The following is a 19885-nucleotide window of genomic DNA, read 5'->3' on the forward strand; positions in this document are numbered from 1 at the left end:
TATTATAAAACTAAATTGGACTTTCCACTATTGTCATATTGTAAACTAGATGTGATTGGTACTATTAAAATAGGAAGAAAGTAAAATTTGATTGTGTTTATGTTGAAAAATATCATCATGAGAATTATTAATGAAAGAGTTGATCAAATATGGTTTGGATTATCATTATTACAGTACTATTTTTTCTTTTTAACTTTTTCTTTAGTGCACCGAGTACGTATGTATCCTGGGCTTTAAAGAAATTTGAACTATATTCAAAACTTGATCCAAAAGATGTCACCGTAACATTTAATGGAAAATATTTGGACGAAGAAGAAAAAAAGACATTTATCGAATACTTTAATGAAGCTTACATTTTAAAAAGACATGTTATTTTAAAAGGGAAAGAAGAGTTATTTCTCCATCCTGATACGGATGTTACACCTTTTGTGATGAATGTAAAAAACGACAAAAAGGATATTCATTTCTTTGTTTATCGTTCTGAAGATGCGATTGAAGTAGTTAAGCAAAACAAGAAGAAAGTTGAATCGTATAGTCTTAGTTCTCATGATTTACAAAACTTTGCGATGTCGACAAATGGATTGAGTTAGCACTATTTCAGACAGACTATTAAAAAGCCCTAAAATCCTTGTTTCATCAGGATTTCAGGGCTTTTTAAAACTTTATTTTAACGTGTTAACCATCCTACTTTGTACCACTTGCTCCAAATCCAGATGTGCCACGTACTGTTTGAGATAGCTCATTTACTTCTAGTAGTCGAACTGATGGGACAAATTGAATGACCATTTGAGCGATTCGCATTGATTTTTCGACAATGAATGTTTCTTTACCATGGTTAATTAAAATAACACCGATTTCGCCGCGGTAGCCTTCATCAATTGTGCCTGGGCTATTAAGAACTGTCACACTATGTTTTAATGCTAGGCCACTTCTCGGACGAATTTGAGCTTCCGTTCCTTGTGGTAATTCGATTTGTATACCTGTTTTAATTAGTTTCGCTTCTCCCGCCGGAATGTCTACTGCTTCAATTGAATACAGATCCATTCCAGCATCACCCGGATTGGCTTGCATAGGAAGCAATGCATCTGGGTGCGTTCTTTTAATTTTTACTTCTAAGTTCATTATTCTTCATCCTAACGATTAAAATTAAATGTATCATCTGTAATTGGTGCTACTTTTGCTTTTGCATAGGTCGCACCCTTTTGTGAAAAGAAATCGTAAGTAGAACCTTCATTACGAATACCATTCATAACAATTGGATTCACTTCTTCTTCTGGAAACATTGGATCAAACCCAATATTCATTAACGCTTTATTGGCATTATAGCGCACATAGGCTTTTACTTCAGGCGATAAACCTGTTTCCGCATATACATCATCTGTATAATTCATTTCATTTTGATATAAATCCAATAATAATTCATAACCCCATAATTTAAGCTCATCTTGTTTTTCCGGTGAAAATTGCTTAAATAGATTTTGAGCAAAGAAGCCTACAGCCACACCATGAATGGATTCATCACGTAAAATAAGTGAAATGATTTCTGCACTATTTCTTAGGAAACCTTGTCCACCTAAATACAACGGGTAGAAAAAGCCAGAGTAAAATAGGAACGACTCTAGCATAACAGATGCAAACTTTGCTTTCCAAAGACTCTCTGAATCGCCTTTTTCGATACTATTGTAAACTTCCGAAATTTTATTCGCTTTATATTGAAGGAATTCATTTTTCTTGACCCATTCAAAAAGTTCATCGATTTCCTCATTTTTACAAAGCGTTGTGAATATATACGAATACGATTTGGCATGGATTGCTTCAAAAGCATCAAAAACAGTTAGAACCGCCTTTTCCTGTAAATCAGGTGTAAATTCAACAACTTGATTCATTCCGATGTTAGTTTGAATCGTATCAAGTAAAGTTAAACCAGCAAGCACTTTTTTATACGTGTCTTGATGCTCAAAATTACTCCACTGCTTAATATCTTTACTAACAGCAATTTCTTCTGGTAACCAAATTTGCTTCCACTGCTGATCCCAAAACACTTGTGCAAGTTCACTCGTTGGTTTATTCCAATTGACCGCTTCATAAATTAAATTTGACATGCTACACACTCCTCTAGGCTTTGTAAACGTTGACGAACATAGTAAACGGATTTAATGCCCTTCATCCATGCATAAATATATACTTTAGCCAATTGCTCGGTAGTCCAATTGTCCGTCACATAAAGCGTCATCGAAATCCCTTGGTCTACGTGTTTTTGAGAAGCTGCGTATAAATCAATTAAGTCATAAGGATCGACATCGTACGCTTCCACATATAAATGACTGTTCTCATTTGTTAAATGTGGCATCGGATAAATTGTGCGGCTATCTGCATAATCACGAACTTCTACGCGCTCTGTACTCGGTGCGATAGAAGCTGTACAACTACGAATGTATGAAATACTACCTGTTGGTGCAATCGCTAAACGATACGAATGGAATAAACCGTTTTGCATCACATCCTGCTTTAACGTTTCCCACATTTTTGTCGTAATGATTGGAATATTTCCAAGTGCTTTTAACACGACAGGCGAAAGTTCTTTTTCTTCTGCATTTACATATTGATCGAAATAAATGCCTGAAGCGTATTCACTATCCTCAAATCGGTAAAATGTTTCGCCATTCGCTTTGGCAATTTCCATTGATGATTGAAGTGAGTAGTAGTTCATCGCTTCCATAAAACGATCTATAAAATCAACAGAATCCTTCGAGCCGTACATGATTTCCTCAGTAACAAGATGGCCATGAAGATTCATACAACCAAGCCCTACGGAATGCATTAATTCATTTGCTTTTACAACAGACGGTACATTTTTTATGTTCGTCATTTGGGAAACATTCGTTAATAAACGCATCGCCGTATCGACTAACGCTCCAAAATCATTCACTTTCGTTGCTGCATGGATATCGATTGAACCTAAGTTACAAGATACATCTAGCCCGTATTCATTCGGTTGATCTTGGTCCGTAATTAAACTTGTTTGCTGTACTTGTAAAATTTCAGTACATAGGTTGGACATTTTCACACGGCCAATATTTTTAAGTGGATGCACATCATTGACATTATCATCAAAAATTTCAAATGGATAACCCGATTCAAATTGTGCTTTTTTCACTTCCGTATAAAGTTTACGTGCATTTAAACGCTTGATTTTACGAATTTTCGGATTGTCTAGTAACTCATAATACATTTCCGAAATTGAAATCTCAGACATGCGCTTGCCGTATTCTTTAAAAATATCGTATGGACTAAATAGCACTATATCTTTATCACGTTTCATAAGGTTAAAGAAAATACTCGGAATAATAATACCTGTCGATAAAGTAGCGAGGCGAATTTTATCATCCGCATTCGGTTTTTTTGAAGAAATGAAATTTTCAACGTCCGCATGGAAAATATTTAAATAGACAACGCCCGAACCATTTCGTTGTCCCAGCTGATTGGAATAACTAAACGAGTTTTCCAAAAGTTTCGCTACTGGCATTACACCACTTGCACGGTTTAAAATTTCTTTAATTGGATCTCCTAATGGACGTAAATCAGTTAAGTTCACGCCAACCCCACCGCCAAGGCGTGAAAGTTCTAAACAATAGCCAATATTTTCAGAAATACTATTCATCGAGTCATCCATCGATAATTTAAAGCAACTTACTAATTCACCACGTGCTTTTTTTCCACTATTTAATGCAGTCGGCGTTGCAGGTTGATACGCTTCCATAATCGCTTCTACAGAACGTTCTGCTAAAATTTTGTCACCTTTTGCTAAATACAAGGCAATAATGACAATGCGGTCTTCATATTTTTCTAAAATTTCTTCCCCGTCACGACTTTTCATTGCATAGCTATCGTAAAATTTGCTCGCACTCATAAAAGATGGGAAACGGAAATTATAATCATACGCTTTTTTGTACAAATGTTTAATAAATTCCATCTCATACATGTCGATAAATTCTTTTTCATAGTAACCTTCATCAACTAAATAGCGAATTTTTTCTTCTAGATCAATAAAATAACGTAAACGGACATTTACATATTCTAAAAAGTAACGGCGCGTTGCCTCATGATCTTTTTCTAACTCTAGTTGACCCGTTGTACTATAACGATTCAATACATCATTATTCAGCTTTAAATATGTTTTCATGCTAATACCCTCGTTTCATAAAATGCTTGTATCACGTCATAGTCTGCCTGATAACCCCTTAAATCTAATTTACACACTAAAGGTACTTCATAAGTGTCCGCAATTTTTTCTCCAGCAGCGCCAAATTGCGTATGTCCAAAATTACTATTACCACTCACAACTACCCCTTTACAAAATGCTCGGTTCTCTTCTAAAAAATGAGATACTTTTGCAGGGACAGCTCCTAATCCATCTGTGTAAGTGATTAATAAATAAGGCTCTTTCAATAGTAATCCTTCCGAAATTTCAATGGATTCCTTTTCTAACTTCGAAACAACACTACGCACATTCCCTGTACGACTCGCGTAAACAATCATTGCGTAATCAACTCAATTTGAGCAATAATCTCCTTAACATCTGCTGTAAACGTTCCATCCACTTCAAGAACAGGTACACTCAAAAGCCCAGCTTCCATAATTTTTTGTTTTGCTTGCTCATCATGATCAATATTAATAATTTCCGCTTCAAGTCCTGCATTTTGCAATTCAGATTTCACCCAAAGACATTTCGGACAAATTGTTTTCGTATAAAGTTTCATAATAAATTCCTCTTTTCTTAAATAATAAAATAAAAAGGCCGTCTCTTTTTACAGAGACAGCCTAAAATGGAAACGTTAATAATACCTAAAAGTGGTGACGTCCCCATTTCCCAGTCCCCGAAGAAATGATTGATTGGTTTTCTAAAGGCAGGTCTCCTGGCTTTGCTTCATTCTCTGATTACCTTCCCATACGAATGTACAGTGGATTTAATCATCGTCAGCTTCACAGTTGCGGGGACAGCGTCGGTATTGCACCGAACTTCCCTTTTAAACTACATATAGTAGTACCTTCAAAAAACAAACACAATATATTGTTGTTGGATAGCCCTTAGTGTACCATCCTTCAAATGAAAAGTAAATCTCAAATAACGATTACCATAAATATGTATTGGTTTAGTATAATAATTCATCAAAATTTTTACCAAAATAGAGTATATCATAAATGGAGCAACACCAAAATCTGTTCTTGCCACATAGCCCTTTTTAGAATGGAAATCAGCTGCAAAGTATAAGAGGTTGGCAAATTTGGCTATAAAATGAGGGAAATTGGCTATTATAACGTGGAATGGCTATTAACTGCATTGTTTTGACTATAACCTGCTGATGTTTGGCTATTAGCGATCAGAATATGGCTATAATTTGCGTAATTTTGGCTATCAAGGCCGACTACTTGGCTATTAACCGGAAATCCCAGCAATAAAAAATCAGGGACGCTTTTCAACCGTCCCTGATTTTTTATAAGGCTTCGCTAAACTGCTATGGAATTTTTTATTTTTCAGCTGACAAAGATTATAAACTATTCGCAGGAGCTTTTACTTTTGTGACTTTATTAGACGTTACGCGCTTCTCCACCGCGTAGTCTGCACGTTCTTCACGAATAAAACTCATCGCTATTGCACCAAAAATTGCCGCAATACCAATTGCCATAAAGTTAATTTGTGGCTGGAGATTAAACGTTAATAAAATGCCCATATACGTTGGGGCAACGATGGAACCAATACGTCCAAAAGCCATTGTACTACCAAGTGCTGCAGCGCGAACATCGACTGAATAATATTCCGCCACATAAGCATTCGACATATTTTGTAAACCAAGTGAAGCAGCACCAATAATAACAATTAGCCCATAAGCAAGATAAATATTTTTTGAAAAACCAATCAATGTCAGTGATACCGCTCCAACTAAATAAAGCGGGATAAGGACACGTTTGAAACCAAAATATTTAATGAAATTACCGAATACCATTGTGCCAGCAATTGAACCGAATTGTAGCGCTACAATAAACATCAAACTCGATTTTAAGTCATAGCCTGCATTCATCATTAATGTTGGAAGCCATGTATTTAAAGAATACATTAAGATAAATGTACAGAAGCATGATAACCAAAACATCGTTGTACTTAAAGCAAGTTTATTTTTGAACAGATCACGTACTGGAGACTTTTGACTTGCTAGCTGCTCGGCAAATGTAAATTGAACATCTTTCGGAAGCGTCGGCTCTATTTTTCGAAGAACAGCAGCAAGCGCTTTCGTATCCTTTTGTTGAACTAAAGAATTAAGGGATTCTGGAATGATACGCACGATAAAAGGCAAAATAAGAAGTGGTAAACCAGCAATCCAATAAACAGGTTGCCAACCGAATTTTTCTAGAAATACTTGGCCACTAAATGAGGCAAGCATCGCACCTACAGAGTACCCGCAAAAAATGAATGAAATAATGGCCGCACGATGTTTTGTCGGGGCATATTCTGAAATTAAAGCAGCAACATTCGGCATAACTCCCCCAAATCCTAATCCTGCAATGACACGACAAATGATAAATAAGAGAGGCGTTGTTGCAAATCCAGATAATAATGTAAATAAACTAAAAAGGAAGGTTGTAAAAATAATAATGTTTTTTCTTCCAAAACGATCTGCATACAAGCCGAATAACACCGCACCAATTGCCGTACCGATCGTTGTATAACTACTAATTGACCCCGCTACGATATTAGAGAATCCCCATTCATCCTTTAAAAAAGGAATGGTCGCCCCATAAATAACAACATCATAGCCGTCGAACATCATAATAAAAAACAAACAAATGATTAAAATATAATGAAAGCCTTTTAATTTACTGTGATTAACTATTTCAATAGGGTTGACTGTATTCATGATATCCTCCGATATAAATTGTATTTATGGTAATGGCTATCTTCTTTGCAGAGAATACCTTATCGCCAAATTTCGTCTGCAATTTCTTTTACAAAGCGAAGTTTCTCCCATTGTTGTTCTTCTGTTAAAATATTGCCTTCTTCCGTAGATGAAAAGCCACATTGTGGACTTAAACAAAGCTGTTCAAGTGGTACATATGTTGCCGCTTCTGCAATACGCGCTTTAATATATTCTTTCTCTTCTAATTCACCTGACTTAGAAGTAATTAAGCCTAATACAATTTTTAAATCTTTGCGGTTAACATATTTTAATGATTCGAAACTTCCTGAACGTTCGTCGTCAAATTCTAGGAATAAACCATCTACATGTAAACCTCCGAAAATTACTTCAGAAGCATAATCATAGCCACCACTTGAGAAGTAGTTTGATTTATAGTTACCGCGGCAAATGTGCATTGTTACGATTAAATCTTCTGGTTTATGTGCAATGGATTCATTGATCATACGTTGTAATACTTTTAATTCTTCCGCTGGTTCTAACCCACGATCACGCAGCTTGTTGTGTCCTTCTTCTGAAAAGAAATCTGCCCAAGCTGTATCATCTAATTGTAAGTAACGGCATCCTGCATCATAAAATGCTTGGATTGCTTTTTGATAAGCTAAAATCGTATCTTGTTGGAACTTCTCGCGGTCCTCGTATTTTTCGAATTCGATATCCGCGCGACATAAAAGCATATTTGGACTTGGAATCGTTTGTTTTGCAACTGCATCACCCGCATGCTCTTTTAAAAATTTAAAATGCTCTACAAATGAATGTGTTGAAAAATCAATATTTCCAACAACACGGATACCGCCTTTACGCGTCTCCATTTTGTGGAATTTCAAACCCGTTTCTTTCGCGTATAATTCAACGCCATCAAGCCCACCTAAGAAATCAAAATGCCACCAGCTTCTACGGAATTCGCCATCCGTAACGGCTAGTACACCATTTTCTTTTTGCTTTTCAACAATGCGGATAATCTCATCATTTTCTACCTTTGTTAATTCGTCATATGTGATTGCACCTGATTTATATTGCTCACGTGCTTGTAATAAATTTGTAGGACGTAATAAGCTCCCTACATGATCATATCGAAATGGTGAAGTGATGTTTTTTACTGTCATTGTGTATATCCCCTTTAATTTGTAATGTAAGGAGATTGTAGCACGAGAAAATTGCTAGTAGATAACACATAAAATGTATCACTAGCTATAGCTTAAAACTATGGCTAAACTAATTCTTCAGCAATGGATTCTTTTAAATATTCAATATAAACATTTGCTAAAGGGCTATTTTTCACATTTTTGTGTGTAATATACCCTACTGTAATCCGTTCATCTACATGTAAAGGAACAGAAACGATATCTTTGCTATTTAGTTTATGACTAATCACACCGGTAGAAATTGTATAACCATTCAATCCAATTAATAAATTAAAAAGAGTAGCCCGGTCACTCACGCGAATATTTTTCGGTCTAGAAATCGTACTTAAAATTTCCTCAGAAAAATAAAAAGAATTATAGTCCCCTTGTTCGAAGGATAGATACGGATAAGGAATCAAATCTGCTAATGTCACAAAATCTTGCTTGGCGAGTGGATTTTGTGAGCTAATAAATACGTGCGGCTTGGCTTCAAATAGCTCGTGAAATATGAGATTATCTTCTCTAAGAAATTTATGAATTACTTTTTTATTAAAATCATTTACATATAAAATGCCAATTTCACTATGTAAGTTTTTCACATCTTCAATAATTTCATACGTTTTCGTTTCTCTTAACGCAAATTCGTATTCATCGCGATCGTAATCTTTTAGCAAGCGTACAAATGCACTTACCGCAAATGCATAATGCTGAGCGGATACAGAGAAGTGTTGCTGTGATGATTGCGTAGTTGAATACCGATTTTCTAGAAGCGCGGCTTGTTCAACTACTTGGCGAGCATAACCTAAAAACTCTGCTCCCTCTGGTGTCAATATAATTCCTTTATTCGTTCTCAAAAAAATCACAATGCCCACTTCATTTTCTAACTCCTTTAGCGCATTCGAAAGGCTCGGTTGGCTAATAAATAAATTTTGAGCCGCTTTACTAATCGAACGACTTCGCGCAACTTCAATTACATATTTTAATTGTTGTAGTGTCATTATTTTTCCCTCTTTCTGTTATGTATAGGTAGATCCCTTTTACTTCATTCTTTGATTCCCTTCATATACATATGTTAAAGCATTTGATGAGGCAATACTAATTATTATCGGGTTTATTGAATATAACAGGCTGGATTTTGAGCGTTAATACGATTTAACATCTTGCAGAAAAGTGGCTTATGTATCTCGATTTATAAAACAATCTAGCAATTCTCCAATCCTATAAGGAATGAAGATTGCTAGATTGTTTGAGCTAACTATGATTCCTTTAAAGGAAACTTCCGTGCTAATTCGTTGCGTTACATAAAAATTGTAATGACACTTCATTAAACTTCACATCTTGATCGACATTACATACATGACCACTGTCTTTTAAAATGACTAATTTACTTGATACTTGCTCTTTTACTAATCGCTTCACTGGTTCTAAAAATACATAATCCTCGTCCCCCATAATATAGAGTGACGGAATCTTTGTGTCCTTTTCATTAATTTTCACTAAATATTTTGCGATACCAGCCGTTAATGTTAACCAACGCAAAAATTCCCTATTCTTAATTTTTTTTGCTTCTTGTATAAATAAATGACGTGAAGACTCATGCGTTTTTCTCGGCATTAATATCCACGCAAATATTTTGTATAACCACAGAAATGGAATCATTTTTTTAAAAGTATTGGCTATTCCAAGTAAAAAATGCAGTCTTGGAGTAATTCGTATCACAGCACCCGCAAGCAACATCGTATGGAATCGTTCTGGATTCGTTTCAGCTAATTGACGAATTAACATCGTCCCTAGTGAAATTCCTACAAAATGAGCCTTTTCAATCTTTAATGAATCAAGCACTTCTAGAATATCTTGACTAACTAAATCAAGTGTATATTTAGTCGGACTGTTTGTAATGACACAACCACCATGCCCGCGAAGATCGACTACTAACACATTAAAATGCTTACGATACGCACGAATTTGCTTATACCAAATCGTCGAGCTGCCACCAGCACCATGTACTAAAACGACCCACTCTTCGTGTTGTTGGCTATATATTTTATAATGTAACAAATGGTTCTCATCCTTTAGTAGTTTAACGTATAGTAATATTACGAAAAGTGTCACGTTATGGTTTCGTATTTACGTATATTTCTAGGAAATTTGATGTTTTTTTGCTACATAAACTAGACACTTTCACAATTAGGATTTCATTAATTTACCAACTATATAGGTTCAACTTATGAAACTAACATCTCTTTAGAATGAATATCTAAATCAGGATACGTCGCCTCCCACGGCAGCGACGCACTCAATTGAGGAGGCTTTTATTAGAACGGAAAAATTTAATTCAGGGCTGGCCTGCTACATGCGCACACAGATGAGTCGTATAGATTTGTGCTAACATTGTCTGTGCGCCTCATGTGCTTAGCCAGCCCAACCTAGCGCATACTTTATTAGAATCCTTACAATGAAAAGATAGAAACTTTTGTTGAACTTATATAAATCGCTGTTATGTTACAATTTCATTAGACTTAATATTCTGTATTTATAGTGGAGGGGATGATAATTTGAACATAGCTGCTTCTTTTCAGGGTTTTGTTGAGCTTAACATTATCCATTGGGACGCTACGAATCTTGGGGAAACGATTACAGAAGTGAGGGATTCACAAAAAATTTATACAAATGACATCGTTGAAATTCAGCAAGTTGTAGATTTTGGCCGAGTTACAGAGAGATCCCATAAAATACTTATTATTTTCAACTTAAAACGGGATTTAGACAATCTTGGGGAGAAAATTATTTTATGAGAATGTATTTTTTGAAACGAATATCAAAGCTGTTTATTGTCTTGAGTATGCTTTTTTTGACTGTAGGTTGCACTACAAATGAAACAATTAGAGACAAGCTGATTTTACCTGAAAATCTACCAGACTTTGTTGAAGTTAGTGATTTGGAGTCCGTCGATTGGGCTAAAAAAGCGGTGACTTTCAATAACAATATTTTAGGGAATGAAAATAAATCGGGTGTTATTGGCGCCGATATGCCAAGCATAAATATTAACCAAAAATGGATGTGGCACCTTTGGGGAATCGAGAATCCCGCGGACACGAAACTAACAGTCGTTGGTCTTCACAGAGAAACCGGAACTGCCCATCCCATTCTAGCCGATGGTTGGACGATAGTTCTCAGTGGAGCGAATAACGGAGCCGATGCACACGCACCTTCAGCCGTTAACATTCCAGAAGCAGGACAATGGGCGGTTTTGCTGTATACTGATGGGGAATTTTTTGATCAGTTGGTTTTAGATATTAAAGAGTAATTCGTTTGCAATATTTTACTTCTGTATAAGAAAAGGGGCATAAGAATGAATCCAACCCGAGAACTTTATATTTCGATTTGTTTAATGCAACTTGTTTTGTTAAGCACTACTACAATTTTCGGAAGTGAGTGGAACGGCATTGCCATGTGGTTATGTACAGGTATCTTTATAGTAGCCACTGCCATATTTGTTTCAGCAAATAAGATAGATGGAACAGAAAAGTAATGCTATTTGAAAGCAAACCGCGCTATGTCACAATCCAATATAGAAATAGCCTCCATTTAATCAATAAAACAGAATATGAAGGAGCATTAATTTGATAATTAGAGAATACAAAAAAGAAGATGAGCAAGGGTGGCTACGCTGTAGAGTTCTTGCGTTTCTAAATACAAGTTATTATGATAATGTGCTAAATCAAAAAGAAAATTATACGCATTCTTCCATCGAATTAGTAGCTGAAATAAATGGAATCATTGTAGGTTTGCTTGATGTTGAATATGAAGTAGAAGAAGCTACAGTTTGTTCAAGAGGTAAGGGCCTAGGTGGTATGATTTGGCATATTGCGGTTCATCCTGATTATGCGCGGCAAGGTATCGGTGAAGGTCTATTAAAAGTTGCTGAAAAACGAGCGAATGAACTAAATCTAAATCGCTTGGAAGCATGGACTCGTGATGATAAGTGGGTTCAAAAGTGGTATGAAAAAATGGAATTCAATCAAGTCGACTCCTATTATCATCTCTATTTAGAGGGCAATGAAATGAACAATAGAATGACAACAAATATTCCAAATTTATTCCCGGTTTCATCGTTCTCTCACTATGTTGGCAATGATATTGAACAATTCAACGATACTACCCGTAAACATCAGTGTGTCTGTTATGAGAAGTATTTCAAATAATTTAATAGAAAGCTGGTTACGATGAATATCTATTGCACGAGTGCATTAAATCAAATTAAATTCGCAGTAACAACAATTGTTGAGATGATCGAAAAATTAGCAGAACATGACTTTCAAAAAAGACCCTCACCAGATAAATATTCCATCGGTGAGCTATTAGAACATATTGCGATGATTTGTATAGCTGATTCACTCATCTCTGATGGAGCGTCTCAAGACGAGATGAATACGTTTTATTCAAGTGTTTCTTATAAAAACCCAAATGAAATGAAAGATGCATTGGTAAAAAATTATCAATCATTAGAAGAGAAATATATGAGCTATACAGAAATCGAACTTCAATAGAAAATTACTTCTTATTGGGGTGTTACGTACTCACGATACGAATGGTTATTAGAAATTGTAGCGCACCTTTATCATCACAGAGGGCAATTACACGCTATGCTTGTTCATTGTTATGGAATAGATCAAAAAATCCCTCTATTCGAATAGATTTAAATAATGATGCACAAATAAAACAAAACGGTACTTGCTCTTTTACCGAGAGCAAGTGCCATTTTATCGAGAATATTACTTTCAACCTTAACTAGTCCACCTTGTAAATCGCGCGGTTATGAGAAAAAGTTTTAAATCCATGAATACCATGGAAGCTACCATTTCCCGAATTATTGACGCCACCAAACGGTAATGACAAGTGAACATTATGCATGAATATACCATTAATTGTGACACCGCCGGAAGAAGTCGATGCTAAAATTTGTTGCTGGAACTCCTCTTGATCACTGAACATATATAACGCGAGTGGCTTCGGATTCAATTGGATATATTGTAGAACCTCACTTACATCCGTGTATGTGTGCGCAAATGTTAACGGACCAAAAATCTCTTCCTCCGCAATAAGCATTTCTCCCGTCACACCACCGAGTAACGTCGGTTCAATTAAGCGGTTTTCATCATCAAAAGTACCACCACTTAAAATAACGGCCCCCTTAGCAAGCGCATCTTCAAATAAGTTTTTTAAGCGTTTGTAATGTTGCTCATTCACAATTTGTGTACGCTCCGTCAAGCGAATTTTTCCTTCATCATAAAGCATGTCTAACGTTTTTTGACGATACGTTTCGGCAAGCGCAGTAACATCATCCTCATGCACACAAATATAATCTGGAGAAATACAAAACTGACCACCCATTAATACTTTGCCAAAAACTAAATTTTGAACGGCCTTTTCTAAATCATAGCCTTTTTCAATAATAGCTGGAGATTTACCTCCTAATTCAAGCGTTACTGCCGCTAAATGGTTGGCCGCTTCACGCATAACAATTTTTCCAACACGCGGGCTACCTGTAAAGAAGAAATGATCAAATGGTAACTTCAATAATTGTTCCGATACATCAGCTTCCCCTTGTACAAGCGCTACCTCCCGCTCTTCAAATACGGATTCAATCACTTCTTGTAATACTTTATTATGGTTTGGATTAAATTCACTTGGTTTGATGACAACACAATTGCCAGCAGCAAGTGCTTCTGCAAGTGGATAAATTGTAACAGACATCGGTGAGTTCCAAGTACCAAAAATACAAACACGACCGCGCGCTTCATATAAAATATACGCTTCACCATTTTGTGGTTGCTCTACCCGCTCTGGTTTCATCCAGTTTTCTACATTTTCAATGGCATAATCAATTGCATGAATAACGGAATAAATTTGATTTTGTACGGTAGAAGCAGGTATCATAAAGTCTTTATTTGCAGCATTTACAAAGCACTCCACCCGCTTTATAATAGCTTCCTTTAAGCGAGTTAATTTGTCCGCGCGCTGTTTTGCAGTAGACTTTCGTGCTTCCCATTGATATTTCGATTGCTTTTCAAAAATTTCATGTAACTTTTCGGCTATTACTGCAACCATGTCAATTCCTCCTCAAAGTAAAAATATTTTCAACTAAACTAGCTCTCCTCTTAAACTCTGTTGTTTTATCCCCTCTGCTTCTGATTCAGCTCGTAAATCACGGCGTTGTAATACAGCGATAAATACGACTAATGCAAATAAAACGACACCGAAACATGTGAATAATATATAACTAAATCCTGCACTTAAATCCGCATTGCGTAAAAATAGACCTAATAGTGATGTGGCAAACAGTGAACCAATTGCAACAAACAGCTGAATAACACCCATTGCAATACTAATGTCTTTATTCGGCAAGTTCATTTGAATGCCTGTATGGAAAATCGATACTAAAACACCACTTGATGTACCCCAAACTAAACAAATTGTCGTTATCGCCAATGTTGTAATCGTTGTCGTAAAGAATGTTAACGCAAAGATTGATCCTGCAAAAATAATCATTGCAACAATGGCAACTAAACGGAAGTCTCTTAATTTAGCTACTACAAAGCCACTTACAGCAGCAAAAATAAATGATGTAATCCCACGATAAGTTAAAAATAAGCCGGTTTCAGTCGGTGTGAACCCGTACATGTTTTGTAAGAACATTGGTAAAAAGTAAAGTAAACCCGTTACAGCAAACATCATCGACATGACCGATAATAAACAAATAATAAATACGCGATATTTGAATAAATGTAACGGAATAATTGGATCGATACTTTTCTTTTGGCTCTTGATAAAGATAAAAATTGTTGCTACTAAAACGACAACTAATGCGAGCATTGTTACGGATAACCACGGCACTTTTGTTCCACCGAATGTTGTAATCCCGATGAAAATTAAAATGGCGGTACTTAAAATCGTTATGCCTCTAATATCTAAACTTGAATTGTTGGATTTTGGAATTTCTGGCATGAATTTAATGACGAAAAATAATCCCAGTAATCCAACTGGTAAAATTGAGTAGAATACCCAATGCCATGACATGTATTGCACGAAAATACCGCCAACAGTTGGAGCAATAATGGCTGTTATAGCACTTAACGCACCATAAAACCCTAAAAACTTCGCTCGGTTTTCAATATCAAAAATATCACTAATAACAATAAGGCCTACGACAGCTGTTGCTGCGCCCCCTAAACCTTGTATACCTCGGAAAATCATTAAGTGATAAATGTTTGAAACAAGTAACGGTGTCAGCAATTCTGAAACTAAAATAACTAAAATACCGATAATTAATAGCTGACGACGCCCGTACATATTACTCAGCTTTCCGACAATGGGTGTCACAATGGCGGAAGCTGCTAAGTTAGCCGTAAATACAAGCGAATAAAATTCTACTCCGCCAATATCTTCAATAATTTTTGGTAGTGCTACAGAAAACTCCGTAGAAACCATCAGACCAAGTTCCATACATAGGAATATACCAACCATTAATAGCACTTTTTGCTTGTACGATAAAGATTCAACCGTTCGATTTGTTTTAAAGACCAAACATATCACCCTCTCCATTTTTGTTAGCTAATGATGAAAACAAGTACAAAAAGAGATTTCTCCTGTAAGAAACGAAATACGTATTTTACAAGGCGAAATCTCTCGGAAACATTGCGACAACTTCACTTATGGAATTTATTTAATAATGACTGCTAAAACAAAACATATTTATTGCGTGCTTAAGATTGTTTCTTTCTCGATCGATTTTTCTGATACTTCCCAGTTTAATGATTCGATTGCTTGCTCGTAATATTGCTCAATACTGCCTAAATAATTTTCATAAAAACGAGCACGCTTGACGAATAAATGGCAATCAATTTCTTCCGTAAAACCAATACCACCATGGATTTGAATATTTTGTGCAGATAATCGAATAAAGGATTGTGTTGCAAAAATACGCGCACTACAAATCGCTTCGATTCGATCTTCTGAAGCTGTTTCAAGTGCCCAGTTCGCATAATACGAAAGCGACCTCGCTGTTTCTAAATCTAGTTTCATATCAGCCAATCGATGCTTAATCGCTTGGAATCGTCCAATTGGGTTACCAAATTGTTCACGAATTTTTGCATATTCACTTGCCATTTCAACAATATGTTCCATTGCACCTACCGCAACCGAAGACAAGGCTGCATTGTAAGACAATAACCCTTCCTGAATAATCCCCCAACCATCACCAATCGGACCGATAATTTGGTGAACAGGAATTTCCACATTGTCAAATGTTACTTCTGTTAACTTTCGTGTTTCATCAAATCCTTTTTGATCACGTAAAGTAATGCCAGATGTACTCTTATCAACAATCACTACTGTCACTTCGTCGTTAATAAGGACGGGGACAACTAAATATTGTGCTAACTCGACATCTGGTACTTGTGTTTTCACACCATTTATGACAACCGTTTCATTTATGAGGGTGGCTTTCACTTGAATCCCTTGTTGTTTATAGCTACGACCTGGCTCTAGCCATGCAATCGTAAAGCTTGCCTCACCACTTGCAATTTGCGGTAAATACATTACTTTTTGCTCAGTAGTACCGAATTGTTCAATGATCGGCACAGCAAATGCACTCGTTTCCAAATGGAGACCTGGCACTAATGCGCGACCCATTTCCTCCATTATCGGTACTAAATCGAGTTTCCCTAAACCCATACCGTCGTATTGCTCGGGAATATTCAATTGCGTACAACCTAACTCATGTAACTCTGAAAGTACTGTTTTTACCTGCTCGATTTTATTGTCAATATAATCGCGTGCTACTTTCATTTGTTCCATGTCCGTTAAATATTTTCTTACGTATTCGCGAAACATTTCTTGTTCTTGGCTTAATGAAAAATCCATTCGTATTCACCTTCTTCTTCTATTATCGTCCTACATCTTTAGGTAAGCCTAAAATACGCTCTCCAATAGTATTCTTCTGAATTTCACTCGTACCCCCACCGATTGTTTGGCCAAATGAATATAAATAATTTCTTTGCCAATAAGACTTGCCGTAAATCGCATCATCTTTCCACAATAAACCTTGCTGCCCTTGCAAAGAAATCGCCTCTGAAAATAACTCTTTCGTCACTTCACTTACGAATAACTTATCCATCGAGCCTTCAACGCCTGGATGTCCGACTTTCAGTTGCTTCGTTAAATTACGGTAATAGTTTAATAGTGAGCCGCGCGATTTAATATATAAATCGAGCATCCGTTTACGAACATCTCCATTTTGAATTAGCGGAACATCATCTTCCGTAACCGTTTGTGCTAAACCGACTAATTCACTAAATTGCTGCTCTAAAGAGAATACTTGCGCACCGATTCCTGTACGTTCGTGCATAAGTAGCGAAATCGTTACGCGCCAACCATCATCTACATGACCGATCACTTCACTGTCATAAGCAATCGCATCTGTTAAATACACTTCATTAAAATCATGTTCCCCATCCATTTGAATAATCGGGCGAACTTCTACGCCAGGTTGATTCATATTCAGTAGGAAACATGTAAGACCATGATGCTTCTTCTCACCTTTACTCGTACGTGCTACTAAAAAACAACGATCGCCAAAGTGCGCAAAACTCGTCCAAATTTTTTGACCGTTAATAATCCATTTATCTCCGTCCTTAACAGCCGTTGTTTGGACTGCTGCTAAGTCAGAACCTGCATTTGGTTCAGAATATCCTTGGCACCAAACTTCTTCACCCGATAAAATTTTCGGAATATATTTTTCCTGTTGCTCCGGTGTACCGGATTGTATTAATGTTGGTCCTACCATATGTAATCCAACATAGTTTACTAATGGGGGTGCTTTTACGCGTACCATTTCTTGGTGGTAAATAATTTCCTCCATTAGCGTCGCATTACGACCACCGTATTTTTCTGGCCAAGCAATTGCTGCCCATCGTCCGTCAGAAAGTTGCTTTTGCCAATCACGTAAAAATTGACCGTAAGCGGCTTGCTCCTCTGGCATTTCAAAAGTACCTTCTACCCAACCTTCAGGTAAATTAGCTTCTAACCAAGAACGTAGCTCCATTCGAAACTGTTCTTCTTGCGCTGTATATGAAAAATCCATTGCTGCTACCCCCTATTCAATATGAATTATGCAAGCTTCCATTGTGGCACTGCACGATCCTCCGTGACATCTTCCCATACCATTTTTACAGCTGTGCCGATTGTGACATTTTCTGCATTGCCATGTAGAATATTCCCCATAATTTTTACTTCTGGAAGATCCGTCAATTCAATTACCGCAATAACTAACGGAATATCATTTTGGAAGCCAGGTAAAAATGGTCGATAAGACACAACATAGGAATACACCGTTCCTTGAATGTCACTCCCATGATTTTTCCAAACAACATCTACGCTTCCACAATTTGAGCAGCTTGGGCCAGGAGGATGATTATATGAATTGCAGGTTTCGCACTTTTGCAATGCAAGTTCATGGCGATCCGCGGCATCCCAGTATGGCGTATTATCCATTGTCTTTAATGGAATTGGCTTTTCATATTTCACTTTTGTCTCTTCACTCATATTCATATCCTCCTATTTGCTTAAAATCATCGCACCTGCAATGTCTGGACCAGCCCAGCCTGTACAAATGCCAATTTCGCAATTTTCTACTTGTCGGTTCGTGCCTGCATATTCATGACGTACTTGACGCACAATTTCGAGCACATTGTTCATGCCATGTGTATAGCCTTCCGATAACATGCCTCCCGCTGTGTTTGTAGGTAGTTTTCCATTTAGCCTCAAGTTCCCTGCTGCTACAAAGTCACCTACTTCGCCTTTTGGTGCTAAGCCATATGCCTCTAGTTGGCGTAACACTACCCAGCTAAAGCAATCATAAATCGACGCGACATCAATATCTTCTGGTGAAATACCAGCAGCCTTGTAAAGCTCTGGAGCCACATAATCTGATGCAACCTCATCTAAGTTTTTCCAGTAGTGCGCATGAGATACGGTTTGACGTGCTGCCATTCCCATAATTTTAACGGGTGTGGACTTACCATCTTTCGCGCGCTCCGCAGAAGTGACGATAATCGCATTCGCTTCATCTGACTCTAAACAAAAATCATGTTTCGTAAACGGTGAGCTTAAATGTGCTGTTTGCATGTAATCTTCTAATGTTAAAGGCTTGCCGTGGAAAAACGCGTTTGGGTTGCGCTGCGCATGTTCATAAAAGCTCGTACAAACGTGACCTAAATGTTCCTGTGTTAAACCGTTTAGATGCATATGACGTGTCGCAAATAATCCGAACCATTGCCCAGGACTCCCGGCGCCGTATGGAATAAGGAAGCTACCGCCATCAAAAGCATTTTGTAATAAATCCGTACTCCAACCGCCACCCCCCATACGCATGCCCGAGCGTCCGTTCATCGCGCGGTAAATTAACACCGTTTTTGCTTGCCCTGTTTCGATTAAACCGATAGCATCTGCAATTAATAATTCTGTACTACTACCTCCACCAACGATTTCTTTCACTACGCCAGGGCGTACCCCTAAATAAGTCGCTACTTGATGCGGTGTACAAGAATCACCCTCTGAATAACTCATAAAGCCATCGATATCTTTTGCTTCTAACCCCGCATCTGCAATCGCTGCCCGTGCCGCATCTAATGCTAAATGTAATGGCGTTACACCAGAATTTTTAGAACGTTTACTTTCACCTACGCCAACAATGGCATATTTATTCCGAATATTATTCATCGTCTAGCA

Annotated in this window: 21 protein-coding genes and 1 riboswitch; of the genes, 6 read left to right on the plus strand and 15 right to left on the minus strand. The window is 37.0% G+C overall.

The genetic code is table 11. From position 1 onward, the window contains the following. Nucleotides 1–149: 149 nt before the first annotated feature. Complete coding sequence (locus tag MHI10_RS15120; RefSeq protein WP_340786808.1) at nt 150–590, plus strand: YfmQ family protein; 441 nt, start codon at nt 150–152, stop codon at nt 588–590. Between the two features lie 94 nt (nt 591–684). Here MHI10_RS15120 and dut read toward each other — a convergent pair whose 3' ends face one another. From dut to MHI10_RS15165, 9 genes are all read right to left on the minus strand, one after another. Then, entirely contained in the window at nt 685–1122 is a 438-nt protein-coding gene (dut, locus tag MHI10_RS15125; RefSeq protein WP_340786810.1) for a dUTP diphosphatase, read from the minus strand. Between the two features lie 11 nt (nt 1123–1133). Next, entirely contained in the window at nt 1134–2102 is a 969-nt protein-coding gene (gene nrdF / locus MHI10_RS15130) for a class 1b ribonucleoside-diphosphate reductase subunit beta (protein ID WP_340786814.1), read from the minus strand. Then, nucleotides 2090–4183 carry a class 1b ribonucleoside-diphosphate reductase subunit alpha gene (gene nrdE, locus MHI10_RS15135; protein ID WP_340786817.1) on the minus strand — a complete coding sequence of 698 codons (2094 nt, stop codon included), beginning with the start codon at nt 4181–4183 and terminating at the stop codon, nt 2090–2092. Before nrdE ends, nrdF begins: the two co-directional genes overlap by 13 nt. After that, nucleotides 4180–4539 carry a class Ib ribonucleoside-diphosphate reductase assembly flavoprotein NrdI gene (gene nrdI / locus MHI10_RS15140; protein WP_340786820.1) on the minus strand — a complete coding sequence of 120 codons (360 nt, stop codon included), beginning with the start codon at nt 4537–4539 and terminating at the stop codon, nt 4180–4182. The genes nrdE and nrdI overlap by 4 nt, the downstream gene beginning before the upstream one ends. Then, complete coding sequence (locus MHI10_RS15145; protein WP_340786822.1) at nt 4536–4760, minus strand: glutaredoxin family protein; 225 nt, start codon at nt 4758–4760, stop codon at nt 4536–4538. The genes nrdI and MHI10_RS15145 overlap by 4 nt, the downstream gene beginning before the upstream one ends. A gap of 129 nt (nt 4761–4889) precedes the next feature. Beyond that, a riboswitch (cobalamin riboswitch) is annotated at nt 4890–5067 on the minus strand. A gap of 482 nt (nt 5068–5549) precedes the next feature. Beyond that, nucleotides 5550–6914: an MFS transporter gene (locus MHI10_RS15150; RefSeq protein ID WP_340786823.1), complete on the minus strand. Its 1365-nt coding sequence runs from the start codon at nt 6912–6914 to the stop codon at nt 5550–5552. Between the two features lie 59 nt (nt 6915–6973). After that, a complete protein-coding gene (locus MHI10_RS15155) occupies nt 6974–8077 on the minus strand; it encodes a 5-methyltetrahydropteroyltriglutamate--homocysteine S-methyltransferase (RefSeq protein ID WP_340786824.1) in 1104 nt (367 codons plus the stop codon). A 104-nt stretch (nt 8078–8181) separates the two neighbouring features. Continuing rightward, nucleotides 8182–9093, minus strand: a complete 912-nt coding sequence (locus tag MHI10_RS15160) for a LysR family transcriptional regulator (RefSeq protein WP_340786827.1) — start codon at nt 9091–9093, stop codon at nt 8182–8184. A gap of 286 nt (nt 9094–9379) precedes the next feature. Then, a complete protein-coding gene (locus MHI10_RS15165) occupies nt 9380–10153 on the minus strand; it encodes an alpha/beta fold hydrolase (RefSeq protein WP_340786828.1) in 774 nt (257 codons plus the stop codon). A 497-nt stretch (nt 10154–10650) separates the two neighbouring features. On the opposite strand from MHI10_RS15165, the gene MHI10_RS15170 reads away from it, so the two are divergent. From MHI10_RS15170 to MHI10_RS15190, 5 genes are all read left to right on the plus strand, one after another. Next, a complete protein-coding gene (locus tag MHI10_RS15170) occupies nt 10651–10890 on the plus strand; it encodes a hypothetical protein (RefSeq protein WP_340786829.1) in 240 nt (79 codons plus the stop codon). After that, nucleotides 10887–11402, plus strand: coding sequence for a DUF4871 domain-containing protein (locus tag MHI10_RS15175; protein WP_340786832.1), 516 nt, complete (start codon nt 10887–10889; stop codon nt 11400–11402). Before MHI10_RS15170 ends, MHI10_RS15175 begins: the two co-directional genes overlap by 4 nt. Before the next feature lie 45 nt (nt 11403–11447). After that, nucleotides 11448–11627: a hypothetical protein gene (locus MHI10_RS15180; protein ID WP_340786834.1), complete on the plus strand. Its 180-nt coding sequence runs from the start codon at nt 11448–11450 to the stop codon at nt 11625–11627. A gap of 91 nt (nt 11628–11718) precedes the next feature. Further along, nucleotides 11719–12300: a GNAT family N-acetyltransferase gene (locus MHI10_RS15185; protein ID WP_340786836.1), complete on the plus strand. Its 582-nt coding sequence runs from the start codon at nt 11719–11721 to the stop codon at nt 12298–12300. A gap of 21 nt (nt 12301–12321) precedes the next feature. Further along, nucleotides 12322–12645: a DinB family protein gene (locus MHI10_RS15190; RefSeq protein WP_340786838.1), complete on the plus strand. Its 324-nt coding sequence runs from the start codon at nt 12322–12324 to the stop codon at nt 12643–12645. Between the two features lie 241 nt (nt 12646–12886). On the opposite strand, the gene MHI10_RS15195 is transcribed toward MHI10_RS15190, so the two are convergent. The 6 genes from MHI10_RS15195 to MHI10_RS15220 all read right to left on the minus strand — a co-directional run bounded on the left by MHI10_RS15195 (nt 12887) and on the right by MHI10_RS15220 (nt 19876). Next, nucleotides 12887–14206: an aldehyde dehydrogenase family protein gene (locus MHI10_RS15195; protein ID WP_340786839.1), complete on the minus strand. Its 1320-nt coding sequence runs from the start codon at nt 14204–14206 to the stop codon at nt 12887–12889. A gap of 33 nt (nt 14207–14239) precedes the next feature. After that, nucleotides 14240–15682 carry an MFS transporter gene (locus tag MHI10_RS15200; protein WP_340786840.1) on the minus strand — a complete coding sequence of 481 codons (1443 nt, stop codon included), beginning with the start codon at nt 15680–15682 and terminating at the stop codon, nt 14240–14242. Nucleotides 15683–15850: 168 nt separating this feature from the next. After that, complete coding sequence (locus tag MHI10_RS15205) at nt 15851–17020, minus strand: acyl-CoA dehydrogenase family protein (protein WP_340786842.1); 1170 nt, start codon at nt 17018–17020, stop codon at nt 15851–15853. Between the two features lie 22 nt (nt 17021–17042). Continuing rightward, nucleotides 17043–18239 carry an acyl-CoA dehydrogenase family protein gene (locus MHI10_RS15210; RefSeq protein WP_340786845.1) on the minus strand — a complete coding sequence of 399 codons (1197 nt, stop codon included), beginning with the start codon at nt 18237–18239 and terminating at the stop codon, nt 17043–17045. Nucleotides 18240–18265: 26 nt separating this feature from the next. Beyond that, complete coding sequence (locus MHI10_RS15215) at nt 18266–18700, minus strand: Zn-ribbon domain-containing OB-fold protein (protein ID WP_340786848.1); 435 nt, start codon at nt 18698–18700, stop codon at nt 18266–18268. Between the two features lie 12 nt (nt 18701–18712). Then, on the minus strand, nt 18713–19876 hold the full coding sequence (locus MHI10_RS15220) for a thiolase C-terminal domain-containing protein (protein WP_340786849.1): 1164 nt from the start codon (nt 19874–19876) through the stop codon (nt 18713–18715). Between the last annotated feature and the right edge of the window lie 9 nt (nt 19877–19885).

Origin of the sequence: Solibacillus sp. FSL K6-1523 (genome assembly GCF_038005225.1) — a bacterium.
Classification (GTDB): Bacteria; Bacillota; Bacilli; order Bacillales_A; family Planococcaceae; genus Solibacillus.

Excerpts from the sequence above, each read along its gene's own strand:
- MHI10_RS15120 (WP_340786808.1), top strand. The coding sequence starts at position 150 with ATGGTTTGGATTATCATTATTACAGTACTATTTTTTCTTTTTAACTTT.
- dut (WP_340786810.1), bottom strand. The coding sequence starts at position 1,122 with ATGAACTTAGAAGTAAAAATTAAAAGAACGCACCCAGATGCATTGCTT.
- nrdF (WP_340786814.1), bottom strand. The coding sequence starts at position 2,102 with ATGTCAAATTTAATTTATGAAGCGGTCAATTGGAATAAACCAACGAGT.
- nrdE (WP_340786817.1), bottom strand. The coding sequence starts at position 4,183 with ATGAAAACATATTTAAAGCTGAATAATGATGTATTGAATCGTTATAGT.
- nrdI (WP_340786820.1), bottom strand. The coding sequence starts at position 4,539 with ATGATTGTTTACGCGAGTCGTACAGGGAATGTGCGTAGTGTTGTTTCG.
- MHI10_RS15145 (WP_340786822.1), bottom strand. The coding sequence starts at position 4,760 with ATGAAACTTTATACGAAAACAATTTGTCCGAAATGTCTTTGGGTGAAA.
- MHI10_RS15150 (WP_340786823.1), bottom strand. The coding sequence starts at position 6,914 with ATGAATACAGTCAACCCTATTGAAATAGTTAATCACAGTAAATTAAAA.
- MHI10_RS15155 (WP_340786824.1), bottom strand. The coding sequence starts at position 8,077 with ATGACAGTAAAAAACATCACTTCACCATTTCGATATGATCATGTAGGG.
- MHI10_RS15160 (WP_340786827.1), bottom strand. The coding sequence starts at position 9,093 with ATGACACTACAACAATTAAAATATGTAATTGAAGTTGCGCGAAGTCGT.
- MHI10_RS15175 (WP_340786832.1), top strand. The coding sequence starts at position 10,887 with ATGAGAATGTATTTTTTGAAACGAATATCAAAGCTGTTTATTGTCTTG.
- MHI10_RS15180 (WP_340786834.1), top strand. The coding sequence starts at position 11,448 with ATGAATCCAACCCGAGAACTTTATATTTCGATTTGTTTAATGCAACTT.
- MHI10_RS15190 (WP_340786838.1), top strand. The coding sequence starts at position 12,322 with ATGAATATCTATTGCACGAGTGCATTAAATCAAATTAAATTCGCAGTA.
- MHI10_RS15195 (WP_340786839.1), bottom strand. The coding sequence starts at position 14,206 with ATGGTTGCAGTAATAGCCGAAAAGTTACATGAAATTTTTGAAAAGCAA.
- MHI10_RS15205 (WP_340786842.1), bottom strand. The coding sequence starts at position 17,020 with ATGGATTTTTCATTAAGCCAAGAACAAGAAATGTTTCGCGAATACGTA.
- MHI10_RS15210 (WP_340786845.1), bottom strand. The coding sequence starts at position 18,239 with ATGGATTTTTCATATACAGCGCAAGAAGAACAGTTTCGAATGGAGCTA.
- MHI10_RS15215 (WP_340786848.1), bottom strand. The coding sequence starts at position 18,700 with ATGAGTGAAGAGACAAAAGTGAAATATGAAAAGCCAATTCCATTAAAG.
- MHI10_RS15220 (WP_340786849.1), bottom strand. The coding sequence starts at position 19,876 with ATGAATAATATTCGGAATAAATATGCCATTGTTGGCGTAGGTGAAAGT.